Below are 19,194 nucleotides of genomic sequence, written 5' to 3'. Positions count from 1 at the left end.
CGCATGATCTTTTGAAACTTGAAGTTAGCCAGGACCTGATAAGCTTTAATCCGATTCCGGAATGGGTTTCCGATTCCTTGAAAAAAGCCCCGTATGTTGTTGTGCGCCGGGCATCTGGAACAAAGGATATGGCTGCGGTAGGAATTAGGGGAGATAATCGTAGCGAGCGTTTCGCAGCCTTTCTCCCATTCGCAAAAATAAAAGAAAGAATCACGCCTGAGCAAATAGTAGAGAATAAACTTTGGCATCGTAGCGAGCGAATTCACTATATAGCAGCGCTAAGCGCGCTTTTACAGGTTAATGAAATTATGGGAAAGCACTCAGTTACCTGGGGGCCAACAGGCAGCGTTGGCTTCGAATTGGCAACCTGCGTACCTACTGTCAATACTTCCAGTGATTTGGATTTAGTAATTCCTAGATTTATAGATATAAAGAAAGCCAGGCAAATTTTGAAAGACCTTTGCGAGCTGGATGTCAGGCTGGATGTCCAGCTTGAAACGGGAAAGGGAGCCATTTCCCTTTTGGAATTTTCGCGGGGAGACAGCCATGTTTTATTGCGTACTAAGCATGGTCCGCGACTTGTAGATCTCTTTGAACTTCAAAAGTGATCCATATTAGTGTGGTAAAGCTTTTTTATGTAAAAGATTAATTTTCTTAGTTTACTATAAAAAAATTTTTGGTATAATAAAAACATAGGTTCATAGACGGACAACCATTCTTCCTAAGGAGGAAGTGGTCAGCCCTCGAATTTAATAGCAGTTCCCGTGAAGGGGAGTAGCGTCAGGGAGACCTGAAATAAAGTCGTCATTACGTGGTTTTTCCACCGGCTTTATTGGCCTATTGAATTAGTGCTCAGCGAGACCTTTGCCATTATATGGCATGGGTCTCTTTATTTTTGGTTAAAAGGAAAAATTTAAGCTTTCCCAACCCAAAAGGGCAATCAAAATGCTGCCGAGCCTTAAAAGGCTAGTCAGTAGGTGGATATCCAGAGTAGAAGGAGGAAATTTGATGGAATTTTTATCAGGAGAATTCTTTGCAGCACTTTTATCAATCATTTTGATAGATTTGGTTCTTGCCGGCGATAACGCGATCTTGATTGGCCTTGCTGCGAGAAAACTTCCAAAAGAGCAGCAAAAGAAGGTAATCGTATGGGGTGCGGTTGGTGCGATTGTAATCAGGATCATCGCCACATTGCTCGTAGTAGTGCTTTTAGATGTGCCTGGTTTGCACTTGGTTGGAGGATTGCTGCTAGTATGGATTGCTTATAAGCTTTTGGTAGATGAAGAAGAGCACGATGTAAAAGCAGCTGACTCGATGTGGGGTGCCATCAAAACGATTATTATCGCCGATGCCCTCATGGGACTCGATAACGTCCTGGCTGTTGCGGGAGCCGCTCACGGCAACATGATCTTGGTCATCATAGGATTGCTTGTATCCATTCCGGTAGTTATGTATGGAAGTACGTTGATCCTGAAACTGATTGAACGATACCCATTCATCGTTACAATCGGTGCCGGTATACTCGGATGGACTGCATCCAAGATGATTGTAAACGAGCCGTTCTTGCACGATTATTTCGCGAACCCATTAGTGAAATATGGTTTTGAAGCATTCATCGTAATAGGTGTGCTTGTTGCAGGAAACTTCAAACAGCAAAAAGTGGAAAACGAAAAAGAAAGAAAAAAGGAAATGAAGCTGAAGGAAAACCTTCAATAAAGCGATGGAAAGAGACTTTTTGAAAAACTAGAAAAGTCTCTTTTTTTTACTTTATTTGCTTAAAATCTGACTGCCGTAGAGTATAAATCAATCAGTGGTTTCAGGAGAAATCGCACTGGCCAAGAGCTGTATATCCTTAAATATTTGATTTTTGATTTCATGGTCTTCACACCTGTAGTAATCATTAATCAAACGCCCGATTTCCTCTAAAAATATAAGAGCCTCATCATTGTTAATCATTTCATCGATTCCTCATGCAAATAGGATTGTTTTTTTATTATGTGTGTTACTCAGTAAAAAATACCCTTTAGTATCTTTCAATTAAAGTTAGCTTTTTACATAAAAATTTTCAATAAAATGGTACAATTTTCTTACTTATCACTTTATCATTGTTCCATATAAATTTATCACATAAACAAGAGGGGTCTTTCCTCCGCTGCTTTACTGCATTACCGCCTTGTGGGGTCAGTCCCCCATCGTTGTACTGCATTACCGCCTTGGGGGTCAGTCCCCCGTCGTTGTACTGCATTAACGTGTTGGGAGACTTACCCCCGTCGCTTTAACATGTTAACGTAATGGGGGTCTGACCCCCAAAAAGGGAGGGTTTTTTTGGTGAATCGAGTTGCGATTGTGACAGGGTCGTCAAGTGGTTTTGGTTTGTTGACGTCCTTGGAATTTGCGAAAAGAGGCTTTCGTGTAATTGCTACGATGAGAAATGTTAATAAAGGTGCCAGTTTGATTGTTAAATCTCAGGAAATAGGTGTAAGCGGTAATATTGAAATCCAGGAATTGGATGTGACATCAGAAACTTCTATTCAAAGGTTTAGCAAATTTGTGAAATCGATCGGGAGAGTTGATATTTTAGTTAATAACGCCGGATACGCAGGGGCAGGCTTTGCAGAAGAAATTCCTGTCGCGGAATACAGGAAACAGTTTGAAACGAATGTATTTGGATTATTTGCGGTCACACAGTCGGTTATTCCAATCATGCGGTCACAGGGTAAAGGAAAAATTATTAATGTAAGCAGCATTAGCGGCAAAATAGGATTCCCTGGCATGTCACCGTATGTTGCTTCAAAATTTGCAGTAGAAGGATGGAGTGAATGTCTTAGGCTTGAATTGAAGCCCTATGGCATTGATGTAGCACTTGTTGAGCCAGGTTCGTACCGGACAAACATTTGGACCACTGGCAAACAAATTACCGCAAGATCATTACTCGAAGAGTCACCTTATCATGAGCTTATGAAAAAAATCGAAAGTCACATACAAAAGAGTGAGAAAGCATACGGGGACCCCAAAGAGGTTGCCATCAAGATTGCGGATATATCCATGCAAAAGGAAATGGATTTACGCTATCCTGTTGGAAAAGGGGTGAAGCTTGGGATCTTATTAAGGAATACACTTTCATGGAAGAAATGGGAGAGGATGATATTAAAGAGATTGAACAAATAATTGATCTTTTCCCAACATTAATTAGGGTGACGAAGCTTATAGAATGGTGACAATATCAGTATTCTATAAAAATATTATGTAAACTTAATGGTTTGCGGAATGTTAACATTGTTTTGTCATCTCTGGATAATCAACTTTATATGTCGCATCCTATTACCAGGAGGTGAAATCTATGGAAAACCAGCATTCTAATGAAAGCAACAGTAATGCCGCAAATGATCATAAAAGCGACTTGGTGCAAGGCCTTAATCGTGCCACAAGCAAGATTGCGGATGCGGTAAAAGAAACGTTTGGAATGAACTCAAGCGAGCAACAATACACTCAAAATAAAAATCATCAATAAGGTGCCATAATGGCGCTTTATTTTTTTCTGTAATATCTTAATCGAGAGGCATGGTTGCCTATCATTTCTCTTAACATGTGCCTCAGGCGGAACAGAATATGTCTTAATCGATGGCAGCGTCTTTACACCATTGTGAATGATACCGACATTCACATCTAAAATTGAATAATTAATTACAATTGATCGGACTACGTGATTATAGTCAGGGGTACCCGTAAATGACTTTGTTGACCCGAGCTGGGAAAAAGCCCATCCTTTCCCTTAGCAACGTAAATGCTGGAGTTCAATCCATTATTAAAAGCCAAAAATAATAAGCCGGATTTCATGCCGGCTTATTATTCCCCAAAGGAGGTCACTCTGATTTTTGATATCCATCATTGAAGAAGTCTTTTTAGTTTGTCAGCAAAACTGCCGCGTTGTTCCTCTTCGGGTTGTCTCACATTGCGAAGAGACTGCCGTATATCGATTAACCCGCTTCCAAAAAATGGGTCACTGCCCGCAGATCCCAGGTCATAAGTAGTATTTGTAATGATATTCATGATGTCCGTATTTTTCAAATCCGGGTTTTCAGCCTTTATCAGTCCCGCTTGTGCGGCTACGTGCGGAGAGGCCATAGATGTGCCTGAAAGGGCGGCATACTGCTTGTGAAAATAGGTGCTAGGAATTTCCACTCCAGGTGCAGCTACATCAATGTGTTCTCCGTAGTTGGAAAAGGGTGCTTTATTTCCTTGATTGTCCACAGCTGCCACAGAAAGCACTTCCGGGTAAGCGGCAGGAAAACTTGGCTGGTCCGTATTATCGTTCCCGGCGGCCACTGTAATCACAACATTTTTTTTATAGGCATACTCTATGGCTTCATGCATGACAGCAGAGGGTTGATAATTTCCCAAGCTTAAATTAATGATATCGGCACCGTGGTCGGTTGCCCAAATAACCCCTTGTGCAATATCAAAAGCACTTCCATAGCCTTTTGCAGCCATGGCTTTAATGGGCATGATTTTATTGTGCCAGGTCAGACCAGCAACCCCGCGCATGTTGTTTGTTTCAGAAGCAATGATGCCGGCTACATGAGTGCCATGTCCATTGTCATCATCGGGATTATGATTCTCTGCCACTACATTGTAGCCTGAAATGATTCTCCGCCGTAAATCCGGGTGGTCCAAATCCACGCCAGTATCTACCACTGCGATAACAACATTTTTGCTTCCCCGTGATATATCCCAGCCCTCTTCTGCTTGAATGGCAGGCAGGTTCCACTGATACCTGCGGCGGTACAGCGAATCATTAGGAAGGTTTTCTTCATTTTGAAGGTAGATGTAATTGGGCTCTGCAAAATCAACATTCTCCTGATGGTTAAAATGTTGCAGCAAGTCGTTTGTATTAAATCTTTCAGACCGGAAAACAATTGTGGAATTATAAGTTTTGATTATTTTGCCTTGAATCCTTCTATTGATTTCATACAATTCCCGGTTACTCGGATATCGTTTGAATTTTACGGCTACCTGATGTTCATGATAATGGCTTTCATCGGCCGCATTATGTTTTATAAGGGTGATTTCCGGATGCGTACGAAGGTGTGATTTCAGGTTATTACCGTCCTCCAGGCTGTTGATTTTCAATAATTCACTATTGGTTCCATCATTTAGCAGCCTTGGATTGGATTCACTAAAACGGTTTGTCCCTGGATTTTCATCTTTATTTAGATTGTCTTCTCTGATCATCAGCGCGGCTCCACCTGCAACCATTAAAAGAATAGAACCGGTTATTACATATTGTCTCATTCGTCCCATCACCGTACACCTCATTAAAAAGTAATAGTATTAGCCTGTTATTTTTACTGAATTTTAACGATGGAAAAGTATGGTGCCTTTGATTTTAGGGTGATTTGGAAATTCAACATATTTGGCCGCAGTTTTTCATAATATGGACAAGGAGTGAAAATGGCGGCTGAATGGTGAACGGAGGCAATGAAGACATTGTCAAAAAAGGGGAAAAGAAATAATCGGTCATTAAGCGAAATGTTTTATTGGGAAATCATTTCTTATGGATACTTAACTGTAGGTGCTGTCATTCAAGGAATTGGAATGGCGTTATTTTTATTTCCTAACTCCATTCCTTCCGGGGGAGCTGCTGGAATTGCGATCCTTATGAATCACTTCCTTCATATGACGATCGGGGTTTGTTTATGGTTTGCAAATTTAATGTCTTTGACATTAGCACTAAAATATTTCGGCTATCAATGGACATTGCGAACGATTTTTTCTGTTTCTGTCACTTCTTTTACAGTAAACTGGGTTACAGCTTTTTGGTACATCCCGGAATGGAATATAATAATGGATCTTATATGCGGGTCTTTATTTTACGGCGCAGGAGTTGGAATACTAATTCGATATGGTTCATCCAGCGGGGGAATGGTTGTGTTTGCACTCGTGCTTGCCATGTACAAAAAAATGTCTCCTGGAAAAGCAATGTTCTGGATGAATATCTCCATTTTTATCCTGACGGCGATCATCATTGATTTTAAAATCGTCATATACGCAGTGATTTGCCAATTTTCATCCACGAAGATCATCGACTTCGTAAACACGTATAAAATTCGATTTTCACTGTTTCAGGATGTGGCTTGGCGTAGAAAATAATGTTACTGGGAACGCCTGCGTTTGCATAACGGACCACTGATCTGTTCATTCTATACGTATTAACATTAGAAAGGAGCCGTCTGTTTGGACACACAACAACCACCTATCCCCAACCCGCCCCGGGCCATCACGTCCAAGGACATACTGTATTTAAAAGATGCATTATCATGGGAACTTCTTGCGTTTAAGAAATTTCATTTTTTAGCTGGACTTGTAAGCGATTCGAACATTAAAGAAGCACTGGATCGTGCGGGAAAAATGCATCAAAAGCATTTTGAGAGGTTATTAACACACCTGCAAGTAAATAATGATGATGTAATGGCTAATATTCCTAGCCCGAAACAGGCCAAGAATTCATCCAAATAGCCTGGAGGTTGAATCATGGAAAACGAGCAAACAAAAAAGAACAGCCAAATTGCAAATCCCCAAACAGGACAATTGCCGAAAGTAAAGAGTCCAGACATGAATGACCGGGACTTCATCAATGATGGCCTTAGTACTTGCAAATATTTGACAGACAGCCTTAATGTCGCTGTGCGGGAAGCGAGCCATAAAGAACTGTATTCCGATATGCTTCAAATTCTGATGGAAACCCATGATAGCTGCCGTGAAATGTATAATATCATGTTCCAAAATGGATGGTACAAGCTCGAAGCGGAAGAGCAGCAAAAAATTGATCAAGCCTATAAGCAATTCAGCAACTATTCTTCACAGTTCCCGTATTGATGGTAAACCTGGTATCCAATAAGATACCGGGTTTTTTTATATCAAAGGTGTAACAATAACACGGGTTAGATGATACGTCTTAATCTGCATCGAATCTAAAAAGACAGAAACAAAAAAGAGAGGTTCAGCAAATTTTTTAGCATGAGACATAAAACTTTAAATGAGATAGAAGGGGAAAACAGATGCAAGATGTTCAAACAGGGGATCATTTTAATAGGTTTATATAGATTCTAACTAATAAATATGACGACGAAACCCCGGTTGCCGACCAAATTAAAAATCCGGCGACAAAACCAAGAAAGAGACGACCATACTAATAAATCTGACGGCAAACCTCCTTTCTAAAGATCAAGTGTCCTTCCAAAAATAAAAGGGGCAAAACCTTTCCGCGAGCGTTTGCAGTATTGATTACAGTAATCATGCCGTAAACAGGGTTATTATTAATGAACGAGGAGGAGCAGATTAGCTCCTCAATTATTTTGCAGCCTTATAAACTGATGCTAATACCACCGTTTTCAGCAATTTCAATGGTGGAGTAACTATAGAAAGGCTGCATGCTTTCTATACCCTCGTCGCTTCCGTTTGATACGTTGGCCATATAGTCTCTATATTCATTCGGCTCTTTCACTAAATGGTAGTAATAGACCTTGGTTCCCTCCATTATATCGGTACTGCCTAAAACGAACCGGTCCTGATATTTTTCCTCAAACCATGCTTTTGCTTCATCATGAGTATCAAATTCGGGCAATTCCTGCATCAGATTCTCAATCCTGATTTCCATCACATATGAACTCCTTTATTACATTGAAATTATCCTTAGTTTGTCCCACTTTTAGTAAATAATCATGGTATTTGCCTGTATCCTTACCATTTTCCTCAAACATACTTAATGGCGACGAAGAGAAATCCATTTAGTATTTTTTAACTTTCTAACCGAAATTAATGATTTTGAAAGTCAGTAAGATGTTGTGAAGCGGGAAACAAATCTGCATGATGCACCTCGGCCAACAACTGCTGGAGAAGCAGCCGCAGCTCATTTTATGTCTGGGGAACGTTGCGGTCCAATCTTTTTTTCGGGAAGACTGAAGCGGAAGTGAAAACCCTCCGTGGAGTGTGGCATGGTAGCCGGCTTTCAAACAACTGTCGCCTTTCATCCTTTGGTGGTAAGGCGCAGGGCTAATTTATTGGAACTCTTTCATTGAAGACTGGATTCTTGTGGCTGAGAGCTTCCAGCAGCTTAATTAATCGAATTAAAATTTTTTGCCCATTGCTGGACGATCATTTGGAAGGATAGGACCTTGGCATCAAATTGCTTTTTCCGATGCCCGTTTGCACCGGAAGGGTGGGGAAAGCCAAAAAGATAATGGTGCAGCGGCAGCTTTTCTTCTCTAATAAGGGCAGTAAAAACCTGCTCAACAGTTTTGCCCAATGGAATAACGAGGGCACAGCTTTTTAGTTTTTCCATTTCCTTTGGGAATACCTCAAAACCATAATGTGTCAGTAGAGGGGATTGGTCAATTTTTGGGCGGTGGCCAGTGTAGTTTTTGTTTTGGTAAAAGACGGGATATTTAATTATAGATGTAGTGTGAAGTAAATCACATTTGTCGGAAAATAACGATTCTGAGCCGCACGAACCAATTGCCTGAGGCACACCGCACCTGTCTAACATAGAAATCAGATTGGTGCGCATTGTACCCGAAAAGCTGGCTGCCTGTTTTACCGATCGAAGAACGTCTGAGCTGGAAAAACCTTGACGAAGGCTTTGGGCAGCATGTTCAAAGGCCTTTTTCATCTGTGTCCATCCGGGAGTAATCCCGACGATGGCGATTTTTGCTTCGTGGTTAATAAATTCATTATGAGGTGAATAATACATTTCCAAATCCTCTTGTTTCTCCAGTAAGAACTGCGCTGTCAGTAAATCCTTTTTAGTAAATTCCGCCTGCTGCGGCAATTGTTCGATTGCTTTGTAATACTGTTTAAAAAGCGGTTCCCTGTAGGACAATTAAGAAATGCCTCCTTTTTGAAACCTTCAATGGCTTCACAGAATTTACCCTCTATCACTTAATTCCAAAAGTACTGGCTCAGATACGGTCTATAGTTTTACATGTTCATATCATAAAAACAAGTGGTATACTTTTCATAACACTTTTTATCATTTCTCAGAAATGGTACGTTTATTTAAATGGGGGATTATCATGAATGCGAAGGAAAAAATACCGGATTCACGCGTTTCCTCGCGTGTCGGCATTATTGTACTAATTTTGGGAATCGTGTTTGCAGCTGCAAACCTAAGGGCACCCATCACAAGTGTTGGGCCTATCATCGAAACGATTCGGCAGGACATGGGCTTGTCCAATACATTGGCAGGAATGTTGACAACGATCCCGTTACTTGCCTTTGCTACTATTTCACCGCTTGCACCCATAATTGCCAGGCGATTTGGATTGGAGTACACGATATTTGGAGCTATGTTCTTGCTTGCGGCGGGAATTTTTCTTCGTTACGTTCCGTATCTCTATGCATTATTTCTCGGTACGGCGTTGCTCGGGATTGCGATAGCTGTATGCAATGTGCTTTTGCCGGGTCTCGTTAAACAGGCATTCCCGGAAAAAGTGGGGCTTATGACAGGAACATACTCTCTTTCTATGAATTTATGGGCGGCCATAGCTTCTGGAGTTAGCATCCCAATCACTCAGGGATTAGGTTTGGGCTGGCGCACTGCACTTGTTTGCTGGATCCTCTTATCCATTATGTCCATTTTTTTATGGATTCCGCAGTTAAGGGTGTCAAATCAACCAGGTATTTCGATAAAGCGTTCTGGAACATCGCTTTGGCATTCCGCCCTTGCCTGGAAGGTCGCCCTGTTTATGGGCCTGCAATCGACAGTCTTTTATACGGTGGTCACCTGGCTGCCATCCATTCTTCATTCGCAGGGAATCAGCCACTCAACGGCTGGATGGCTATTATCCTTGACACAATTTGTAAGCCTGCCGGCCACATTTATTGTGCCGATATTAGCTGCACGCAGTTCCGGCCAACGGGGACTGGTCGGATTCATTGTTTGTTGTTTAATCTTGGGTTACATCGGGCTTCTTAGCGGGATTACTTGGTTAGCACCATTATTTGTAATTTTCATCGGTATTTTTTTAGGGGCCGCTTTCAGTTTGGCAACGATGTTCTTTGTTCTGCGAACCCATAACGCGCAGCAGGCTGCAGAATTATCGGGAATGGCCCAATCGGTTGGCTACTTATTGGCAGCTGCAGGACCTGCCCTTTTTGGCTTCATCCATGATATGACGCATAGTTGGACAATCCCTATATTAATATTGACTGTTGGTGGTGTTCTGCTTTTCATTGTGGGAATGGGTGCAGGGAGTGACAAATATGTCACTCCTAAAAGTTAAAAATGTTTCGTTCTTAAGCAATTGATGCAGAAGATAGAGTTGTAATATTATGATCTAAAACAAAACCTACTAAATTCTTAACATACTGAATAATTAATTGACTAATCTAATAGGTATTTTGTACAATGCAAAGAAAAATAGATATTCTCTTTCGGGAATTATGTTCCAGATTGATCTCTGGCCGGAAGGAAAAAAGAAACTCCAAAATACGATATTACTAAGAAAGTTCTTCATCATCATTCTTATGCACCCTGATTAAACACAATTTCTTGAAAATTTGTATAAATGAGGTGTGTTGCTTGATTAAGACAGAAGGATTTGCAACAAAAACAGAGATAAGGATATTAGCCCCATGGTCAGTTTTTGCTAGAAGGGTGTGGCCAAATGGAAATTCGCATTGTAGTAGATGAAGCATTCCATCCTCGCCGTTTCGGAGAACTTCCCACGGATGTCAGTGAATTGGTTACGACCAGGCATTTTCAAAAGGGTGAAATTATAAACCTGCAAGGCGAGCCTGCACATCATTTTTTCTATGTACATACAGGTCACGTGCGGGCGACCATTGTTCGTCCAGATGGTATCGAGAAAGTATTGGCCTTCGCTGAACCTGGACAGTTTTTTTCAGATGTCCCTTTCTTCCAACAAATTAACCACTGGTACACAGGTGAAGCTGTGGAAAACACAGAGGTGAGCGTATTTTCCAGAGAAGCCATAAAAAAGATCAACAATGTCCGTCCTGAATTTGTCTTTACATTAATGCAATCAATGGCCCATAAGGTTTGGATGTTAAGCAATCAAATGATGACGATAACCTTCGATCATTCGGAGGTCCGTTTAGCCCGAATCCTGGTAGAAATGCTCGCGCGTAAGCCGGAAGGTACCCGGATTCTTGTAAGTACCCACCAGGAGCTTTCTGCCTTGATGGGTACTTCCAGGGTTATGGTGACCCGTGTCCTTAACGGCTGGCGTTCAACCGGGATTGTAAGTCTTCGCAAGGGTTCCATTATCATTAACGACTTTTCGGCGCTTAAGCGTGTGGCGGATATGGGAATTGGGTAATTTTACCCACTTGTTTTGAAGTTCGAACGAAAAAAATAGTATGGTACTAGTTTGGCTTGGAAAATTTATTTTCCAAGCTTTTTTGGCATTTATGAGTTTCACATTTGCCCATCAAGAAACAATTTAAATAGATTTCTGTAAAAAGTAAATATATTCTTAAAATTTTAAATATTTTCACCATATGTAACTAATGAACAGATTGATCGAAAAGACAATGATAAAGTATTGCTAGGCAGGCAAATACCCGGCACGTATAGAATTAATTCATCAGATCTGCACTTTTAAAAGACTAGTGAAAGGGGAGAAATGAATGAGTTGGCGAATAGGCATTGATACAGGGGGAACATTTACAGATTTGGTAGCCTTAAACGATATTACAGGTGAGGAAAAAGTATTAAAGACATCGAGTACACCTGAAGATCCCTCTCAAGCTTTCCTCAATGGTATCCAAGGATTTCTTGAAGAAATTGATGTATCCGCTACAGATATTTCAATGCTGCTGCATGGGACAACAGTCGCAACAAACGCTGTTTTGGAGGCAAAGTATTCTCGCCTTGGTCTCATTGTTTCAAAAGGATATCGGGATATGCTGGAAGTTGCACGCCAGAATGTTCCCGGAGAATTCGGGGCGATAAGTTATTGGATTAAACCTCCACGCATCGTTCCCCTGGAATTGGTGAGAGAAACGGATGGACGACTTAATTACCGAGGTGAAGAGCTACGCCCGCTGGATGAAGAAGGCATTAGAATCGCCGCACGGGAGTATCGTGAGCTTGGAGTAAAAGCAATTGCGGTTTCATTTATTCACTCCTATCAGAACCCAGCCCATGAAGAAAGGGCACGGGAGATCATTCAGGAGGAATATCCCGAGTGTTTTGTTTCGATTTCATCCGATGTTATCCGGGAATACCGCGAGTATGAGCGCACTTTGACAACCTGTTTAAACACGGGCTTAATGCCGCTACTTTCCACATATCTTGACCGCCTTGGAGAAAGGACAAAAGAAGCTGGAACACAAGCTCCGCTTTATGTGATGAAATCAAGCGGAGGGGTTGCGACAGCGAGCGAGTTGATTAAACGGCCAATCGCCGCTTCGCTATCAGGACCTGCTGCGGGAGTAATTGCGGCTGCCGCCATCTCCAATGCTGCAGGCATAGAGGATGTATTAACCCTGGATATGGGCGGAACCAGCACCGACATGGCATTGATTGAAGGGGGAATCCCTCGCTTATTAACTGAAGGAAAGATTGATATTTATGATATAAAGGCTCCTATGATCGACATGACAACTGTTGGAGCAGGCGGTGGATCTATTGCATGGCTTGCAGGAAGTAAGGCATTAAGGGTAGGGCCGCAGAGTGCGGGATCAACCCCAGGTCCTGTTTGCTATGGAAGGGGAGGTACAGAGCCGACAATTACAGATGCAAACCTGGTTTTGGGTCGGATCCCTCCTTATTTATTGGGCGGTGAAATTCCGTTGGACAGGCAAGCGGCTTATGAAGCGATCAAAACAAAGATAGCAGACCCTCTAGGGCTTTCTGTTGAGAAAGCAGCTGCAGGCATTTTAGAAATCGCAACACAAAACATTGCAACAGGCATTCGTGTAGTATCTGTCAGGAGGGGCCGCGACCCCCGCAGCTACGCATTATTCCCGTTTGGCGGTGCAGGGGGGCTCTTGGTATCTCCTGTTGCTAATGCACTTGATATGAGGAGCATTCTGGTACCGACATCACCAGGGGCTACTGCGGCAGCAGGGCTTCTTTATTCTGATGTTCGAGTCGATCATGTCATTACCGATGTGCAACGAGAAGATGAATTAAACAGTAGCCGGTTGGACGAAGAGTTTGTGGAAGTACGTGACCGGGTTACCAAGGATCTTGAAGGCCAAGGATTTACAATCGATCGGATTCGCGTGCAAGCATTTATTGATATGCGCTATGTTGGCCAGGCATATGAGATTCGTGTACCCCTGTCCATAGTGGAGGGGTCAATTGTTGATACACTTGCTGATGCTATAAAGGGATTCCACGTTGCCCATGAGGATCAGTATGGATATTCCTACGAAAACAAATCATTGGTTGAGATTGTAAACATCGGGGTGACGGGGTTTGGGCAGCTTGCACCGCCAGAGCAGCGCCCTAGGCAATACTCGGATCGTAAATGGAGCGATTTTCTCAAGTTCACACGTCCATTATATATAAACGATCTCGGTGATTATGTAAATTGCCCGGTATACGACCGGCCTACAGAACCCATTTCCGAGATGCTTTCCGGACCAGCTGTAATTGAGCAATATGATACCACTACTGTAGTGGAACCAGGTTGGCAAGTCGCAGTGAATGAGTTTGGCCATTTACTAATTACCCGTAACGACAAGGAGGAGCGATAGAATGACGAATGATAACGTTCAGATTTTTGATACTTCCATCTATAATTCACCCGAATACAAGCCGTTCAGGCAGCAAGAGTGGCCAAGGACCGATGAGGAATGGGCTCGTATCAATAAATTCAAAGAGCAAGTGGATCCCATCACACTTGACGTTGTTGAGGGCGGCCTAGAGGCAGCAGTGGAAGAAGGTGAGGCAGCAGTCGAGCTTGCTGGCCGCTCAACGATCATTCGGGAGCAACATGATTACCGCGCCTCTATTTGTACAGTCGATTGTAATAATGTCACTTCTGTTTCTTGGGGTGCCAGTGCAGATGCTGTTCGTGCTCATTTTCCTCTGGAAGAGATCAATGAGGGTGATGTGTTTCTATATAATGATGCGTACGATTCCCATGGCACGATTACACACTTGCCGGATTACTGCATCTGCGTTCCCATCTTTCACAGCGACAGGCTGATTGCGTTCAGTATGATATTCGGCCATACAGAGGATGTTGGTGGGCGTTCCGTTGGAAGCTGGCCAACCACTTCTACCAGCATCTTTGAAGAGGGGATCCAAATCCCTCCGGTAAAACTCTACAGTAAAGGGAAAGTACGTGAAGATATCTATAAAATCGTTCTCCGTAACACGCGTTTCCCGGATACTATGCAAGGCGACCTGGATGCTTTTATTGGTGCATGCCGATTGATTGAACGGCAAGTGAAACAGCTCTGCGACCGGTTGGGGGCGGACATTGTCGAGTCAGCTATGTATAAACTGATGGATCGCTGTGAAGAGGCAGTCCGGAACGTAATCTTGCCTGTGTTCCCTAATGGCGAATTCGTCGGGGAAGATTTCCTTGATAACGATGGAATTAACCTGGAAGATCCGGTCAAGCTGAAAGTTACGCTCCGCAAAGATCCCGAAAAAATCATCCTGGATTGGGCGGGTACTAATCCGCAAACGGAAGGCCCTTTGAATGCTCCAAACGATGGACGTTTTTTATCAAAATGGGTGGGCTCGTTTCTGGCCCAGTTTGCTCCTGGAACCGTAATCAATGAGGGTGTTACCCGGGTATTCCGTTGTGAACTGCCAAAGGGGACTGTTCTCACGTCTGAATATCCTGCGCCAGTAATCAACCGTATGCAAGTATGGTTCAGAAGTTTCGGTGCTTACGGGGCTGCACTCGCCCAGGCATTCGGGGGAAATGTGGTTGCCGATAATAACTGTGTACAGGTATATGGAGTTTATGGATACGACCTCGATGGCAAGCCTTGGCTCTACCGTGAAGTGTTTGGTGGCGGCTCAGGTGCCCGGCCATATGCAGATGGGACGGATGCCGTCGATATGGTAAATGACGCCAAGAATCTTCCGACAGAATTTATTGAACAGCGTTTCCCTGTTATTATTGAACGGGTTGCACTCAATCCGGATTCAGGAGGGGCCGGGAAGTATCGCGGAGGAATGGGGTATGTCAAGGATATCCGCATTCTAACTGATGGAAATTATGTTACGTATGTTGACCGTACAGCATTCGACTGCTTTGGTGTAAATGGCGGCGGTCCAGGGAAACCAGGTGGAACCTGGATCAATCCAGGTACTCCGAATGAGCGCCTGGTACAGTTCTGCCAGGAAGGTATTCCAGTAAAAGCGGGGGATATCATTCGTGTGACTACTCCTGGCGGCGGTGGCTGGGGTGATCCATTGGAGCGTGATGTGGAAGCTGTCCGGATGGACGTATTAAGGCAGTTGGTTTCCATGGAAAATGCCGAGCGTGAATATGGAGTGGTTGTCCATAAGCGTATGAAAGGACTTACAGTTGATTATGAGGTAGACGTAGACGCTACCAAGTCGCTAAGGGAGAAAATCAGTATAGAACGTTCCCCTCTTAAACTGATAAATCGTGGAAAGTATGCTGAAGAGAAGCGCAAAGCCGGAAAAATAACCTACGAAGATGTATTTCTCCCTCTAGAAGGCAGTACTATGCCTGAAATTGCAGGAGAACAACAGCGCTCATGAGTTTTATCGATCTTAAGTATCTAACATCATCAGAAGCAAAGGAAGCTGCAATGAATCAAAGTGCCGTAGGATTAATACCAATAGGTGCGTTTGAGCAGCACGGACCACATTTGCCCTTGGGTACGGATTCCATCATGGTTGAGGTGCTTGCCTCTGAAGTTGCCGCCCGATGCAGTGAGCCAATCATTGTTACGCCAACCCTGATGGCTGGCCTATCGTCACACCATTTGGATTTCCCGGGCACCGTCTCGCTTGAACCCGCTACACTGGGGTCTGAATTAGCGTCATATATTAACGCGTTATCCAATATGGGATTGACACGGGTATGCCTGCTTAGTTTTCACGGGGGGAATTTTAACTTTATCGGCGAATATGCTGATAATTGCAATATCAATAGACCGAATATACAAGTTGAAGCATATAACGATTTTCATCGTTTCTTGCATGTCATGTTTGAAGCAGGGGTCGAAGCAGGATTGATCCTGGCTCCTACAGACAGTCACGCTGGAGCGCTAGAGACAAGTCTTATTCTGCATGTGCTTGGAAAAAAACGTGTACGGCCATTTGAAATGGTGAACGGCTATACCGCAGGAGACCCTGGATGGATGGAGATCATGCAAGCGAAAGGTGTTAGTGCAATCAGTCCGAGCGGTGTCTTCGGAAATCCTTTTGGCGCCAGTCCGGAGGCTGGAGAGGCAATTTTAAACGCTCTTGTAGAAGAAGTCGTCATTTGGATGAAAGAAACTTTTTCACTGAAGACGACAAGTTAATCCAAAGGTTATTAGGGGAGCGGTCCTCCAAACTGAACGATAGAAGCAGCTGAAGGGCTGCTTTTTATCGTTTTATTCATCTCAAAAAGAGCTCTGAATAAAAAAGTTATCAAAAAATTTAAAAAACGTTCTTGACTTATGTTTTTTGTATTATGTACAATGTATACATAAAACACTGATTGGAAATTAGTGATGAAAAATACTAAGTATTTTTTTGAACCAAGTATGAAGAGGGCGATCTATCATGGAGGAAATCAAATTAAAGCCAATAAAACAATTGACTACACAAGATATCGTTTATAGGCAGGTTAGGGAAGCGATTTTAAACGGTGTCATTGGCAGTGATGAAATTTTTACAGAAGTGCAATTAGCTGGGACTTTAAACACATCAAGAACACCTGTAAGGGGAGCACTAAAGGATTTAGTAAAAGAGGGCCTGCTTGTTTCTATACCAAGAAAAGGATTAACCGTAAGAAAAATTACGCCTGAAGAGCAAGATGAGATATTTTTACTAAGAAGCTCAATAGAAGTTGAAGTAATAAAAAAACTTTTAGCCAGCAACATTTCACAAGAGCAGCTGACGGTGCTAAAAACAATCATTCAACAACAGGAAGAAGCAATGAAAAATGATGATAATATTAAATTCATCGACCTGGATCAAGAGTTTCATCTAGCGTTAACAAGATTGGCCAACTATACATTAATGGAGCAGGTATTAAACAATCTTCATAACCTTACTCAATTAATGGGCTTGAAGGCCGTCCGCAGGATAGGAAGAATGAAAGATGTACTAAAGGAACACCGCCAAATAATTAAGGGCATAGAAGAAAAGGATTCAATGTCAGCTTCAAAATATATCTTGGATCATTTAAATAATACGAAAGAAACTTTAAATGATGTAGAAAACTCATAAAAATCAATATGACTCTGAGAGGGGGGATTTATCTTCGTAAAACCTTATGAAAATATCGAATCGTTTTACTAAGTGCAGATATGAAGAAGTGAGCTAACAAAAAGTTCTGCCAAGATAGTTATAAAATTGCACCTCGAGAGGTTCAGAAAAAGCGTCATTGGCAGCAGCTTTAGTCAGAAAATCGATATTAATGTAATTGCACCCAGAGAGTTTCAACAAAAGTCAATCTGTATTCTTCATTAAATGTGCTTAGTTAAATTTACAAAATTAAATTTTAATAAAATGCATTTAAATAGAAAGGAAGATTGTAATGGTTCGAACAGGTGCGAAATATCTGGAGGCAATAAAAGATAACCGTAACATATATATTGGCGGAGAGCGGGTAGAGGATGTCACAACCCATCCTGCATTTAAAGGAATCTCACAAACAATCGCAGGTTTATATGATATTTCTTGTGATGAACAAGAAAAGATGACTTACATAACGGAAGAGGGTACTATCGCCAACAAAATCTATATGATTCCCAAAAGCCTGGATGAACTTAGGGAACGAAGGGAAGCTATTCAAAAATGGGCAAAGGCAACATGTGGTTTTGTAGGCAGAAGCCCGGATCATGTAGCTGGATTTCTGGCAGGTTTCATGAGCAAACCAGAAGTGTTCGCCCGGGGTGGGGAACGATTTAAGGAAAATGTTATTAATTTCTATAAACATGCAAGGGATAACGATTTGTATTTAAGCTATGTAATCATTCCGCCTCAGACTGATCGAAGCAAGGCCTCACATGAACAAGAAAATAAATATACCGCAGTAGGGGTTTATGAAGAAAAGGAAAATGGCATTATTGTACGGGGATCCCAAATGTTGGGGACTGGATCGGCTGTGAGTGATTACATCTTTGTCAGCTGTATTACACCTCTTAGACCTGGTGATGAAGACCATGCACTTTCTTTTGTGGTACCTCTTAACGCACCTGGATTAAAGTTATACTCAAGGCCAAGTTTCGCGGCCGATAAACCAAGCAGCTATGATTATCCTTTATCTACAAAATTTGACGAAAGTGATGCTTTGGTAGTTTTTGATGATGTGTTTATTCCATGGGAGCATGTTTTTGTTTATCGAAACATTGATCTTGTCCGTGCACAGTTCCATGAAACACCCGCACATATTTATGGAAACAGCCAGGCACAAATTCGTTTCGTAACCAAATTGAAATTTATTCTCGGTATTGCCAGAAAAGTGGCTTCAATGAATGGAATAGACAAGTTTCCACAGGTCCAGGAAAAACTGGGAGAATTAGCCGCTGTTGTTGCATCCATTGAAGGAATGCTGCTTGCGTCAGAATATGAATATATGACAGATGAAAATGGAACCGTTTACCCGAATCGTAGATTCTTATATGGCGTAGTCGGACAGCAGGACACGATTTATCCTAAAGTCATCCATATGGTAAGGGATTTAGTTGGAGGCGGAGTTCTTCAAGTTCCTGCTTCCTACAAAGATATGATAAATCCAGAAACCCGGGATGATATTAATCGTTATATCAAATCTTCCGGAGTTACAGCAGAAGAACGTGTAAAACTATTTAAACTTGCATGGGATGTCATCGGTTCAGAATTTGGCGGGCGCCATCAGCAATATGAACTATTTTATAATGGGGCTCCTTTTGTTACAAAAGGTTATTCTTTCCGCAATTATCGTTTTGATGAAGCAATTCAAATGGTAGATCAATTTATGGAAAGTTATCAAATGCCACAAACAGTCAAAGAACAAGTACTTTAATAAAAAA

At 42.2% G+C, this 19,194-nt stretch carries 18 protein-coding genes; 14 read left to right on the top strand and 4 right to left on the bottom strand.

The genetic code is table 11. The annotated features are described in order from the left end of the window. The first annotated feature begins 11 nt into the window (after positions 1-11). Positions 12-608, top strand: a complete 597-nt coding sequence (locus D0466_RS03340) for a malonate decarboxylase holo-ACP synthase (protein WP_158555799.1) — start codon at positions 12-14, stop codon at positions 606-608. Positions 609-1,008: 400 nt separating this feature from the next. Beyond that, positions 1,009-1,716, top strand: coding sequence for a TerC family protein (locus D0466_RS03335; RefSeq protein ID WP_117321136.1), 708 nt, complete (start codon positions 1,009-1,011; stop codon positions 1,714-1,716). Between the two features lie 87 nt (positions 1,717-1,803). Here the strand turns inward: D0466_RS03335 and D0466_RS22480 are convergent, their stop codons facing one another. After that, complete coding sequence (locus D0466_RS22480) at positions 1,804-1,956, bottom strand: hypothetical protein (protein ID WP_199484495.1); 153 nt, start codon at positions 1,954-1,956, stop codon at positions 1,804-1,806. A gap of 369 nt (positions 1,957-2,325) precedes the next feature. Here D0466_RS22480 and D0466_RS03325 point away from each other — a divergent pair, with 369 nt between their 5' ends. Further along, positions 2,326-3,168 carry an oxidoreductase gene (locus D0466_RS03325; protein ID WP_117321134.1) on the top strand — a complete coding sequence of 281 codons (843 nt, stop codon included), beginning with the start codon at positions 2,326-2,328 and terminating at the stop codon, positions 3,166-3,168. Between the two features lie 172 nt (positions 3,169-3,340). After that, the gene (locus tag D0466_RS22035; RefSeq protein ID WP_158555798.1) at positions 3,341-3,511 is read left to right on the top strand and encodes a hypothetical protein; all 171 of its coding nucleotides are present in this window, start codon (positions 3,341-3,343) and stop codon (positions 3,509-3,511) included. A 374-nt stretch (positions 3,512-3,885) separates the two neighbouring features. Here D0466_RS22035 and D0466_RS03320 read toward each other — a convergent pair whose 3' ends face one another. Beyond that, positions 3,886-5,301 carry a S8 family peptidase gene (locus D0466_RS03320; RefSeq protein WP_117321133.1) on the bottom strand — a complete coding sequence of 472 codons (1,416 nt, stop codon included), beginning with the start codon at positions 5,299-5,301 and terminating at the stop codon, positions 3,886-3,888. A 177-nt stretch (positions 5,302-5,478) separates the two neighbouring features. Here D0466_RS03320 and D0466_RS03315 point away from each other — a divergent pair, with 177 nt between their 5' ends. The 3 genes from D0466_RS03315 (at position 5,479) to D0466_RS03305 (ending at position 6,876) form a co-directional block, all read left to right on the top strand. Beyond that, a complete protein-coding gene (locus D0466_RS03315) occupies positions 5,479-6,150 on the top strand; it encodes a YitT family protein (RefSeq protein ID WP_233522519.1) in 672 nt (223 codons plus the stop codon). Between the two features lie 84 nt (positions 6,151-6,234). Then, complete coding sequence (locus tag D0466_RS03310) at positions 6,235-6,516, top strand: ferritin-like domain-containing protein (RefSeq protein ID WP_117321132.1); 282 nt, start codon at positions 6,235-6,237, stop codon at positions 6,514-6,516. A 15-nt stretch (positions 6,517-6,531) separates the two neighbouring features. After that, entirely contained in the window at positions 6,532-6,876 is a 345-nt protein-coding gene (locus D0466_RS03305; RefSeq protein WP_117321131.1) for a spore coat protein, read from the top strand. A gap of 487 nt (positions 6,877-7,363) precedes the next feature. Here the strand turns inward: D0466_RS03305 and D0466_RS03300 are convergent, their stop codons facing one another. Together D0466_RS03300 and D0466_RS03295 are read right to left on the bottom strand one after the other, a co-directional pair. After that, a complete protein-coding gene (locus tag D0466_RS03300; RefSeq protein WP_117321130.1) occupies positions 7,364-7,657 on the bottom strand; it encodes a hypothetical protein in 294 nt (97 codons plus the stop codon). Positions 7,658-8,113: 456 nt separating this feature from the next. Further along, the gene (locus D0466_RS03295; RefSeq protein WP_117321129.1) at positions 8,114-8,878 is read right to left on the bottom strand and encodes a uracil-DNA glycosylase family protein; all 765 of its coding nucleotides are present in this window, start codon (positions 8,876-8,878) and stop codon (positions 8,114-8,116) included. Between the two features lie 193 nt (positions 8,879-9,071). Here D0466_RS03295 and D0466_RS03290 point away from each other — a divergent pair, with 193 nt between their 5' ends. The 7 genes from D0466_RS03290 (at position 9,072) to D0466_RS03260 (ending at position 19,187) form a co-directional block, all read left to right on the top strand. Beyond that, entirely contained in the window at positions 9,072-10,280 is a 1,209-nt protein-coding gene (locus tag D0466_RS03290) for a CynX/NimT family MFS transporter (RefSeq protein WP_117321128.1), read from the top strand. A gap of 384 nt (positions 10,281-10,664) precedes the next feature. Beyond that, entirely contained in the window at positions 10,665-11,339 is a 675-nt protein-coding gene (locus tag D0466_RS03285; protein WP_117321127.1) for a Crp/Fnr family transcriptional regulator, read from the top strand. Between the two features lie 310 nt (positions 11,340-11,649). Beyond that, positions 11,650-13,728 (top strand): hydantoinase/oxoprolinase family protein, encoded by a 2,079-nt coding sequence (locus tag D0466_RS03280; protein ID WP_117321126.1) that lies wholly within the window; start codon positions 11,650-11,652, stop codon positions 13,726-13,728. Position 13,729: 1 nt separating this feature from the next. Continuing rightward, positions 13,730-15,724 carry a hydantoinase B/oxoprolinase family protein gene (locus D0466_RS03275; RefSeq protein ID WP_117321125.1) on the top strand — a complete coding sequence of 665 codons (1,995 nt, stop codon included), beginning with the start codon at positions 13,730-13,732 and terminating at the stop codon, positions 15,722-15,724. After that, a complete protein-coding gene (locus D0466_RS03270) occupies positions 15,721-16,494 on the top strand; it encodes a creatininase family protein (protein WP_117321124.1) in 774 nt (257 codons plus the stop codon). Before D0466_RS03275 ends, D0466_RS03270 begins: the two co-directional genes overlap by 4 nt. A 244-nt stretch (positions 16,495-16,738) precedes the next feature. Further along, complete coding sequence (locus D0466_RS03265) at positions 16,739-17,407, top strand: GntR family transcriptional regulator (protein ID WP_117321123.1); 669 nt, start codon at positions 16,739-16,741, stop codon at positions 17,405-17,407. 310 nt (positions 17,408-17,717) lie between these two features. Continuing rightward, positions 17,718-19,187, top strand: coding sequence for a 4-hydroxyphenylacetate 3-hydroxylase family protein (locus tag D0466_RS03260; protein ID WP_117321122.1), 1,470 nt, complete (start codon positions 17,718-17,720; stop codon positions 19,185-19,187). The last annotated feature ends 7 nt before the right edge of the window (positions 19,188-19,194 follow it).

Origin of the sequence: Peribacillus glennii (genome assembly GCF_003429105.1) — a bacterium.
Classification (GTDB): Bacteria; Bacillota; Bacilli; order Bacillales; family DSM-1321; genus Peribacillus; species Peribacillus glennii.
This window is presented reverse-complemented; position numbering and strand designations above follow the sequence as displayed.